Annotated in this window: 5 protein-coding genes, 1 tRNA gene and 1 pseudogene; 5 read left to right on the top strand and 2 right to left on the bottom strand. The window is 64.9% G+C overall.

The annotated features are described in order from the left end of the window. Nucleotides 1-149: 149 nt before the first annotated feature. Nucleotides 150-233, top strand: a tRNA-Leu gene (locus GWK61_RS49520). Between the two features lie 195 nt (nucleotides 234-428). Here the strand turns inward: GWK61_RS49520 and GWK61_RS49515 are convergent. Then, nucleotides 429-1808 (bottom strand): recombinase family protein, encoded by a 1380-nt coding sequence (locus tag GWK61_RS49515; RefSeq protein WP_194920706.1) that lies wholly within the window; start codon nucleotides 1806-1808, stop codon nucleotides 429-431. 437 nt (nucleotides 1809-2245) lie between these two features. On the opposite strand from GWK61_RS49515, the gene GWK61_RS49510 reads away from it, so the two are divergent. The 4 genes from GWK61_RS49510 (at nucleotide 2246) to GWK61_RS49495 (ending at nucleotide 8427) form a co-directional block, all read left to right on the top strand. Beyond that, a complete protein-coding gene (locus GWK61_RS49510) occupies nucleotides 2246-2431 on the top strand; it encodes a hypothetical protein (protein WP_194920704.1) in 186 nt (61 codons plus the stop codon). A gap of 72 nt (nucleotides 2432-2503) precedes the next feature. Beyond that, entirely contained in the window at nucleotides 2504-3382 is an 879-nt protein-coding gene (locus GWK61_RS49505) for a hypothetical protein (protein WP_194920700.1), read from the top strand. Between the two features lie 411 nt (nucleotides 3383-3793). Further along, nucleotides 3794-4681 (top strand): hypothetical protein, encoded by an 888-nt coding sequence (locus GWK61_RS49500; protein WP_194920698.1) that lies wholly within the window; start codon nucleotides 3794-3796, stop codon nucleotides 4679-4681. A 242-nt stretch (nucleotides 4682-4923) separates the two neighbouring features. Then, the gene (locus tag GWK61_RS49495) at nucleotides 4924-8427 is read left to right on the top strand and encodes a CHAT domain-containing protein (protein ID WP_194920696.1); all 3504 of its coding nucleotides are present in this window, start codon (nucleotides 4924-4926) and stop codon (nucleotides 8425-8427) included. A 563-nt stretch (nucleotides 8428-8990) separates the two neighbouring features. On the opposite strand, the pseudogene GWK61_RS49490 reads toward GWK61_RS49495, so the two are convergent. Continuing rightward, nucleotides 8991-9758, bottom strand: a pseudogene (locus GWK61_RS49490) (recombinase family protein). Nucleotides 9759-9918 lie beyond the last annotated feature (160 nt).

The following is a 9918-nucleotide window of genomic DNA, read 5'->3' as shown; positions in this document are numbered from 1 at the left end:
CCCCGTTACCCGGGGCGCATCGTCGCCGAGCTCGATTTGATTGCCCGGCTCCTCCTCACCCCGTTACCCGGGGCGCATCGTCGCCGAGCTAGGTTGGGCCGGTGCGGGGCAATCCGATAGCCTTAGCTGCCAGCCCTGGTGGTTGGTTGGTCCGAGTGGCGGAATGGCAGACGCGCTAGCTTGAGGTGCTAGTGCCCGTTAAGGGTGTGGGGGTTCAAGTCCCCCCTCGGACACACTTTTACCCCACAATGGGCTGCTTTCGGGCAGCCCTTTTTGGCACCCAAGCTCAGAGTCCTGCCGTCCCGGGCGCTGGTCGTGCCTCCTATCACCTGCCTCGGATACGTGCAGGGTGCCGCATCGATATCGATGCGGCGGGGAGTCCCTCCTCCTTCCTCACGAGCAGTGGGCGACCGCGGGTGGGCGGTCGGTCAGACGGTGATGCGCACAGGCTGGCTGGTTTCGGTCTCCAGCGTCCGAGTTCTGGAGTCGTAGCGCAGCACTAGCCCGCGCTGGCGTAGATAATCGATCACCTCCTGCGGATCGAGCGGGATGGGGTGCCCGGCGACGCTGGCAGTGGCGCCGACGGTAATCGCTGCTGTGCGGCTCGTGGCGGTGAGCCGCGTATACAGAAGCGGAAGCTTCGCCAGGACGGCATTCTCCGGCAGGTACGCGCTCCTCGGCCGATCCGGATCGGCGTTACGGGCGCTGGTGTGTCCGTGCCGGCAGCGGTAGCCGGGGGTAGCGTGCACCCAGTGCCCTTCGAACGCCCGGCCGCAGATCGCGCAGCGCAGCAGGCCCGCGAGTGCGTATTCGTGCCGGGCGCCTTCGCGCGCAGCGCACATGCCCTGCACCGCGATGAAGTCCGCCTCCGACACCAGCACCGGATGCACGACCCGCTCGGAGATCACCCACTCATCGGGGCTGTTCCAGCACACCACCTCGCGCTCACCCAGCCCCGGATTGTCTGGATCAACCAGGACCCGGACCGTCTGCACGCGGTTCCACACCATGCGGCCGGTATAGACCGGGTTAGCCAGGATCTCCTGCACTGTACGGACCGTCCATGCAGCACCGGATCGGTGCGGGTTGGACTTGGGATCGACTGCGGAAGGGCAGCTGATCCCGACGTCGTTTAGCGCACGCGTGATCCGGGCGACGCTGTGCCCGGCCATCCGGGACTCGAAGATCCAGCCGACGATCGGCCCAGTGTCCGGGTCCGTGTCCAGCCGATGCAGGCGCCGACCCCAGCGGGCATCAGCCTTGTTCGGATGCGGCCCGGCGTCGACCAGCCGGTAGCCGTACGGGACCCGTCCGCCGACCCACCGGCCCTGCGTTCGGACCTGCGCACTCATCGCGCTCTTGGACCGGGCCCGCGCGCGGATGATCTCGCGCTTGGACAGGATCCCCAGCAGAGTCATCAGCTCGTCCAGATCGCTGATCGCCGCATCGAGGGCGCCGCCGACCTCCGGCAGCCACAGCCGCACCCCGGCCTCGGCCAGGACCGGCCCGACATGGGAGAACTGGTTGGCGAAGAAGGCCCGCTCGTGCGAGCCGATCACCACCGCGTCAAAGCCACGATCCGGCGACCGCACAGCGGCCAGTAGCGCCGCCGCTCCGGGACGGTTCGGCCAGGCGACACTGCGGCTTCGGCCCACATCGGAGTACTCGGCCACGACCCGGCCGGCCCCGCTAATCGTCGCCGAGGCCCGGTCCAGCTGCCACTGCCGCGAGCTGGCAGAGTCCTGGTGGTCCTCGGTCGACACCCGCCAGTAGAACGCGAACCGCAAGCCAGCCGGCTCGGCTGGCATCCGTCGTCGGGATTGTCCCTGGGACCAGCTAACCAAGTCCGAGCATTCCGCCGCGGCTCCAGCGATCGTCGTCGGTGAGTTCATCATCGCGGTCGCCAGTGCCGTGGGCGCCAACGGGAACAGCGCCAACGCCTCGTCGTTCGATCGCCAAGGAGACATGCACTTCACCAACATCACCGGTCAGCGGACTCAGAGACTCTCACTGCTGGTGTCCCGCACCAGTGCGGCTTCCGCAAGCAGGTGAGTCGGCGGCGCCGGGCGGCGATGCCCTGGCGCAATCCGTGACCGCGTCATGAATGACCGAAGGGCCTTCACCTGTGAGTTTCGGTAGCGGACGATCACGCACGGTGCGACTGCGATCACTGTCGCCGCCGTGGTGCACCAGTTATACGGCTGCGACGGCTGATGACCGTCCGGCAACCCCGACGCTGGTCGGGGTGGTTCGCATGATGTTCGCCCCGCAGCGCAAGGGCCGAGCGGACGCCTGGACCTCAGAACTGGTGCGGGTGCTGCACGATGCTCTGGCCGACCGGATCGCGCTGGTCGCAAATCAGCTCCAGCATCCGGATCCGGGACGTCGGGTGGACGCGCTGCGCATGGGCAGTCGGCTGATCGGCCGCTGACGCGGACCGTTCGAGGGTCTGGTCCGGCTCATCGGCGGCCATCTGGATGCGCCCGAGCATCCGGTCCGCTATATGGCGGCTCTGGCGCTACAGGACACCTACGACCTGGCCGCCCCGGCCGCCGACGCCCTGGCCTCGCAGGTACTCGCCCTGGGTCCCGCTGCCTGGTGCGACCCGGAGCGGAAGGTCCAGGACCCGTACCGGATGATGCTGCTGGCGCTTGCCCGTCTGGGTGACCCGCGCGCGGTGCCGGGAATAGCGGCAGCACTGGCCGACGGCGGCGAAGCGTCGATGCTCGCCCAGACGCTCGGGCAGTCCCGCGACTACCGGCACAAGTTCGAGCCCGGCCTCCTCGAGCAGCTCGCAGCAGTACCCGCCGAGATCGACCGCGACGGGCAGAACCACGTCGACAAGCTGCTCTCCGCTGTTCGGCAACTCGGCACGACCGAGGCGGTTCCCGACACGATCCGCATCCTCGATGCCGCTCGCGAGCATGAGAATCGACGGGTGATACAAAGCGCACTGCACGCTCTCAAAGCATGCGTAACGGCGGCGCAGCCGGCCATGCCGCAGGTGCGCCGACTCGCAGGCCATTCCGACGTGTATGTCGCACTGCTCGCCATTGAGACCGCCTGGATTCTTTGGCCGTCTGCACCCGAGGCGGCGTCGTTGGCCCGGACTGCGGATAGGAAACCGACGCGTTGCTGGTCGACGTCGGAGCGGGAAGGGAACTGCGAGCCGAGGTTACGGGCCCGAGCTCGGGGCTTCCTTTGTGCGATCGTCGCGAACGACATCCCGAACCGTTTCCTTTCCAGCAGCCGCCATCGCCGCAGATGGGAGCCTTCACGCGACTCAGGCCGGCCGGAACGAATCGTTTCACCTAATGGAAAACACCTAGCATGTCTAGGGACGACCTTCGATCCAGATCCAGCAATCCGCCTTGGCCCCTAGTGAACTTCTATATGTTGGATTCAAACCGTGGAATCGAGGCGTAGTGAAGCTTCCGGAGAAGATCGCAGCGTTCTGCCGCGAGCTGAACCATGATGAACTGCTGATGCTCGCGGAGGCCGAAGGTATGGCGGACGTCCTGCAAAGGGCGATGCAGCGTGTTCTCGGGGGCGACATCGGACCACTGTTGGAAGGTGATCTTAACGCGTTGCATGTGATGGTCACGCGGGTTGATCCACAGGGGTTGTTCTCGTCGTCCAGACAATATTCGCCGGTGCGCGGCGGTTCAGGCTCGTCCGGTGCCGAGTGGTGGGAATGCCCTGGCGGGCTGTGTGCCGGTCGGGGGCTGGTGCGGTCTGGGCATTCCGCGCCGCGGTGTGGGGTTGACGGCCGATCGCTTGTGGCTCGGGCTGTATGAACGCCTTTCTCGGTGAGATCGGGAAGCGATTTGCAGAACGGTGGGCGACGCTTTTGGCGGTGCCCGGTTTGCTCTACCTCGCCGCCACGACGGCGGCATACGTCCTGGGACAACATCACCCATTCGCGTTGCGCAGGTTGCTGACACAGGTCACGGATTGGGCGAAGGACCCGACGTTTCGCTCGGTCGGCGTTGTCGTCCTGGTGGTCGTCCTGATCCTCGCCGGCTCAGTCGGAGCCGGTCTCGCCGCGGGCGTTCTCGGATGGTGGTATGGACTTTTCTTGGTGCTGCCTGGTCGCAGAGGGCCGACCAAGCTGCTGGCGGATCGGCGCCGTGCACGCTCGCAGGCCGCTCGACACGCACTGGAAGCGGCACCTCGTGAGCAGGTGGAGGCGATCGCTCGTCGAGCGGACCGGATCAGTCTCGTCGAAGCTGACCTGCCGACGTGGATCGGTGACAGGCTCTGGGCATGCAGGGTTCGGGTGGACCGGGCATGCGGTCTTCATCTCGACTCGCTCTGGCCGAGACTGTGGCTGACGCTGCCTGATTCCGCGCGGGCCGAGGTGAGTGCGGCCCAGGAATCCCTCGCTGGATCGATCCGCCTGGGCGGCTGGGCAACGCTCTACCTGGTCCTTGCATGGTGGTGGTGGCCGGCCGCCTTGATCGCGCTCATCGTCGCGCTCACCTCGTGGACGCGGTCTCGGCAGGCTACGAGGGTGTACGCGGACCTTGTTGAATCCTGCGTTGATCTCTACGCAATAGACGTCGCGATCCAGATTGGTCTGGCGGACCAGCGGACTCAGGTGACCCCCGAGCTCGGCGAGAAGATGAATGCTCTCCTTCGCAAGAGCCGCTGGGACCATAGGTCACCACTGGCGGAGTGACTGTTCGAGTCCGAGGAACGGAAGGTTGACCGATGATTCCAGAGAACCTAGGCGGCCTGCGTCCGCTGGGGGACAGCTCCGGGTCCCAATGGGCTGCGAGTTCCCCGGACGAGTTCCGATTGAATCTTGACCCCGGCGAGGCGGTTCTCTTCACCGGTCACTGCAGGGCCACACAGATACAGCCGCGAGCGTGGCGACTTGCTGCGGGCTCCGTCATATGTGTGACGGACCGTCGCACCACGATGCTGGACGTACGTCAGGGCGGTCCGCGGGAGGTGGCGAGCGCGCAGCTGCGGCATGAGAGGTTGACGCGCGTTTCTCTGCGTAAGGTACGGGCTCTGATCGGGGTGGTCGACAGTTATCTGGATCTCACTGTGGCAGGCGCCGCAGGACTGATGGTCGTCGAACTGTTCGGTTCACAGGTGACGAATGAGGCCTTCGCGCACTGGTTCGCAGGCCTGGTGGCGAGCCATCGGCTGAAGATGATCGGAGGTCGTTCCGCAGAGGATGACGCGGCGTTGCAACGCTACATCCTCGGCCACCATGACACGCTGCCGCCCGTGGGCCGCACCAGATTCTTGACCTGGGCGTTCCCCGGAAGGGCGGACCTGCCGGGCTCGCACCGGGGCAACCTGCCCACGGCCTCGCAGCCCGGACCGAGCCGCTCTGTCTCCGCCCCGCCTCGCGAGGATCTCGATGATATGAGCGCGAAGGCCGTTGCCAAGGCCGAACGAGGCGGCCGCAGAAATCTCCGAGCGGCAATCCACCTGTTCCATGAGGTGGTGGCGGCGACCCCGAGGCAGGATGTGGACCGGCCGGGCCGCCTGTCAGACCTCGCTCTCGCACTGAACCTTCTTTTTGAAGAGACCTACGACCCTGCTGTGCGGGACGAGGCCATCGACGTTCTCCGCGAGGCCTGGAAGGCGACGCCGACCGACGATGCCGATCGCCTTGCGCGAGCCGTGAATCTCAGTACCGAACTACTCGCCAAGTTCGAGCTGGTTGACGATATGGCACTGCTCTACGAGGCAGATGCCACCTTACGAGAGACGGCTTCTGCCGTCATATCCGGCCATCCCGACCTCCCGGCTTTCCACGCCACATATGGCAACGTCCTTCAAAGCCTGTATGAGCAGACTGGCGATGCCGCGCACATCATGGGGGCGAACCAAGCCCATCGCTCAGCCCTCAAAGCGTTGGGTCATGGGAGTGACACTCGTGTAACCCACCTGGCCAGCCTGGGAGCCACTCTCAGTCTCAGCTTCGAGGCCACGGGGGACCTGGATCATCTACGGGAGTCTATCAAGGTGCAGCGGCACGTGCTCTCGCTGACCGCCCGCCATCCGTCTGACCTCACGACGCTGGTGAATCTGAGCCACGCGCTCCAACTCCTGGCCGAACGAACGGGTCAAACCGAGGCGCTCGTCGAAGCAGTGAAGCTCGCGAGAGACGCTCGGCGTCTGAGTCGCCGTGACGACACCACGGCAGCGAGTGGATCAGCCCTTGCCTCAGCGCTTACCGACCTCTTCGAGCTGACCGGCGATCTGCCCAGCCTTGTCGAAGCGGTGGAAACATGCCGTGAGGTGGTCGCCGCCTCACCCCGCAGAAATCTAGCCCGGGCAAGGGCACTCGGCAATCTCGCCAACACGGTCTCGACCCTCTATGAGCGAACACTCACTCCGGAAGCTCTTGAAGAAGCACGACAGGCCGGCCGTGAGGCGATCGACGAAGTGCCCCCGGATCATCCAGACCGTGCACAGATGGCGACGAACCACGGAGTGACCATGATGCTCCTCTACGAGCGAAGCTTGGAGTACGAGCATCTCGCGGAGGCTATAACAGCGCATCGGGAGGCACTTGGCGGCCTGCCCGCACACCATCCCGACCAGGCATCGGTGATGTCCAATCTAAGCGTTGCTCTCCGGGTGGCTTACGAGGCGTCAGGGGACGAGCAGTATGCAGAGGAAAGCGTTCGCATATCCCGGGAGGCGGCTGGCCTCACCCACCATGCCGATGCTGACCTGCCGGACAACCCTGATCACTTCGGCTATCTCTACAACCTCGGGACGACCTTCAAGTCCTGGGCTGACCGAACGGTCGACGATGAGGTCAGGGCACACAGACTGTCCCAGGCTCGGCAATCCTTCGCCGAGGCGGCCAAGCTCTCTAATGCGAAGGCGCGGTTCCGGCTTGCGGCTCTGCAGGGACTGGGCTGGGTGGCGATGAAACAGGGAGACAGCCAAGCCGCACTGACCGCTTATGAACGCACCGTGGAGCTCCTCCCACAGATCGCATCACCGCGTCTGCGACGTTCTGACCGGGAGCACGGACTGGGTCAACTGGCAGGTCTTGCTGCGGAAGCTGCATCGGCTGCCGTTGCCGCAGGCCGCCCTGACCGTGCCGTCGAGTTGCTCGAACAGGCCCGAGGCGTCCTATTGTCGGAGCGCTTGGAAGTCCGCGGCGGTCTGGCTGAATTGCGCCTTCACGCCCCTGAGCTCGCCGCGAAGCTCGCGTTTCTGCGTGACGAGTCCGATCGGCGAGACACAGTCTCTATATCGTCGACTCTTGACCGCCGCCAGCCCGAGCAAGAGTGGGCGGCCCTTCTTGAAGAGATCCGTACCCTCCCCGGGTTTGAGGAGTTCCTGCTGCCGGTGCCCGTTCTCCACTTGCAGCCGGAGGCCCTGGAGGGACCGATCGTCCTGGTCTACGTCAGTCCGTTCCGAGCCGATGCCTTGATCCTCACGCCCGATGTCGATGACCCAGTCAAGGTAGTGGAGCTCCGGGATCTGAGCCGAACGGAAGCCCTCGCCAACATCGATGTACTCCACAGCTCTGTGCCGGCAGTGTTCAGCGGCAGTTTGAGTGAACGGGCAGCCGCCCACACGGCGGTGGAAACGGTTCTGGGCTGGCTTTGGGAGGCTGTCACACGCCCCGTTCTCACCGCCCTAGGACTCATGGCACCACTCGGGGCGGATGAACTGCCGAGGATCTGGTGGTGCCCCATCGGCCAAATGGCCTTTCTGCCTCTGCACGCGGCCGGGCCTGCGGACAGAACAGACGATGCGTTGGACCGCGTGGTCTCTTCGTACACTCCGACCATCCGCGCCCTGGGACATGCTCGTCGGAGCCGCGTCACAAACGCTGCCGAGGCTCTGGTGATCGCGATGCCGGAGACCCCAGACCATTCGCCGCTTCCGGGCGCCGCTAAAGAGGTGGACCTCCTCGCTGCAGTCCTGCCGTCCACGACCGTCTTCACCGGTCGACAAGCCACTCACCAGGCTGTCGTCACCGCCTTGCCTCGCCACCGGATCGCTCATTTTTCTTGCCACGGTTACAGCGACTGGAGTGATCCGGCTGCCAGCCTCCTTGTCCTCCATGACCATCTCACGGCCCCATTGACGGTCATGAGCCTTTCCAGGCTCCATCTCGTCAACGCCGGCCTCGCCTTCCTTTCAGCGTGCAGTACGTCCCAGAGCAACCTCCGCCTGGCTGACGAAGCGGTCCACATCACCACTGCGCTCCAGATGGCTGGTTTCGCTCACGTCGTCGGCACACTGTGGACCGTCGACGATAAGTTTTCCCTCTACACATCCGAAGGTTTCTATAGAAGGCTGACCGAACACGTGCCGGCCGCGGCAGACATCACGGAATCAGCGCGTGCCCTCCACGCCACCATCCGAGAACTCCGCGATGCGCACCGTGCCCACCCTGCCCTGTGGGCCGCACACATTCATATAGGTCCCTGACCCGGTATCGCGCCGACTCAACCGACGTCGGCGTGGTGGGTGAAGCACCCCGGGTTCGCGCCGCGGCGACGGTTTTGACAGCCGGTCAGGGCCGGTCGCTTGACCCGCTGTCAGACCGGCGAGTACGGCGCGATCCCGGTACGGTTCGTGCTTCGACCGTGCCAGCGGTCATAGCACGGACCGCCTAGAAGACCCTCGCCGTAGTTTCGAGGGCCGCCATACAACGGCCCTCGAAACACACCTTCAAATGCTCACGTCATCAGCGAGTTCAGCTGACTCAATCCACCAGAATCGGTTTACAGCGAAGACGATTTGAGAGATACTCGAAGTGAGGTTAACAACCTCTGCACTCCGTGACTAGCCAGCTACGGATGGCGCTCGGTCGCCTACAAAAGTGGAGCGTCGAGCGATATCAATCCGACAAATGGCATATCCGGGAATGTGCGTAATTTTTGTGTCGGACCTCGGACACACTTTTACCCCATGTAGGGCTGCTTTCGGGCAGCCCTTTCTGGCGCCCGGGCTTCTTTTCGTGCCATTCCCGGCGCTGGTCGTGCCTCCTATCACCTCCCAGCGAATGCGTTCCTTGACGACGGCCGTCGTGCGACGGCGTGTCGTGCGTGGCCTGCTCCTCCTTTCTGGTCGTGCCTCTGACTGTTTGACGTGTCTCTCTGTTCAGATGGTGATGCGCACTGGGTGTTCGCTGCCGGTCTCCAGCGATGGAGCAAGGGCAGCTTCGCGAGCAGGCGGTCCTTGCGTAGGTAGGTGTTCCTCTGCCGTGGCGCGCTGGAGTCCATGGCGCTGGTGTGGCCGTGCCGGCAGCGGTAGCCGGCGATCTGGTTGGTCCAGTGCCCTTCGAACTTGCGCTCGCACAGCACGCAACACAGCAGACCCTTGAGCTGGTACTCGTGCTTCGCCTTGGTGCGCGCGGCGCGAAGGTCTTGGACGGCGATGAAGTCGGCCTCACTGACCAGCGCGGGATGCGTGCGCTTCTGCGAGATCACCCACTGTTCTGGGGTGTTGCGCCGTCGGACTTCGACTCGTCCGAGAGCGGCATTACCCGGGTCGGCCAGTTCGCGGTCGGTGCGGCTGCGGTTCCACACCGTGCGGCCGGTGTAGACCGGGTTCAACAGGATCTCCCGTACGGTGCCGAGCGTCTACGCCGCACCGGTCCGGTGCGGGTTGGACTCGGGATCTTCTGCCGACGGGCACGGGATCGCCTTGTCGTTGAGGGCCCTGGTGATCCCGGCCAGGCTCATCTCCTGCAGCCGCATCGTGAACATCCACCGCACGATCGGGGCCGTGGTCGGGTCCGTGCCGAACCGCTGCAACCGGACTCTGCGCCGGGCCAGGCGCCGGTTGGGATGAGTGTCCCCCGAGTTGCCGGAGGTTCAAGATCATGTGGTGATTGATCCCGTGAGAGGAACCGATCCGATGGCACCGCCGAGGAAGTACCCGCCGGAGTTGCGGGAACGCGCAGTCCAGATGTAT

This window comes from Catenulispora rubra (assembly GCF_015356825.1).
GTDB classification, from domain to species: Bacteria; Actinomycetota; Actinomycetes; order Streptomycetales; family Catenulisporaceae; genus Catenulispora; species Catenulispora rubra.
The sequence above is the reverse complement of the archived record's forward strand: the minus strand, read 5'-3'. Positions and strand labels throughout refer to the sequence as shown.

Bases quoted from the DNA above. Each gene is read 5' to 3' on its own strand.
- GWK61_RS49515 (WP_194920706.1), bottom strand. From the start codon at position 1,808: ATGCCAGCCGAGCCGGCTGGCTTGCGGTTCGCGTTCTACTGGCGGGTG.
- GWK61_RS49495 (WP_194920696.1), top strand. From the start codon at position 4,924: ATGCTGGACGTACGTCAGGGCGGTCCGCGGGAGGTGGCGAGCGCGCAG.
- GWK61_RS49500 (WP_194920698.1), top strand. From the start codon at position 3,794: ATGAACGCCTTTCTCGGTGAGATCGGGAAGCGATTTGCAGAACGGTGG.
- GWK61_RS49505 (WP_194920700.1), top strand. From the start codon at position 2,504: ATGGCGGCTCTGGCGCTACAGGACACCTACGACCTGGCCGCCCCGGCC.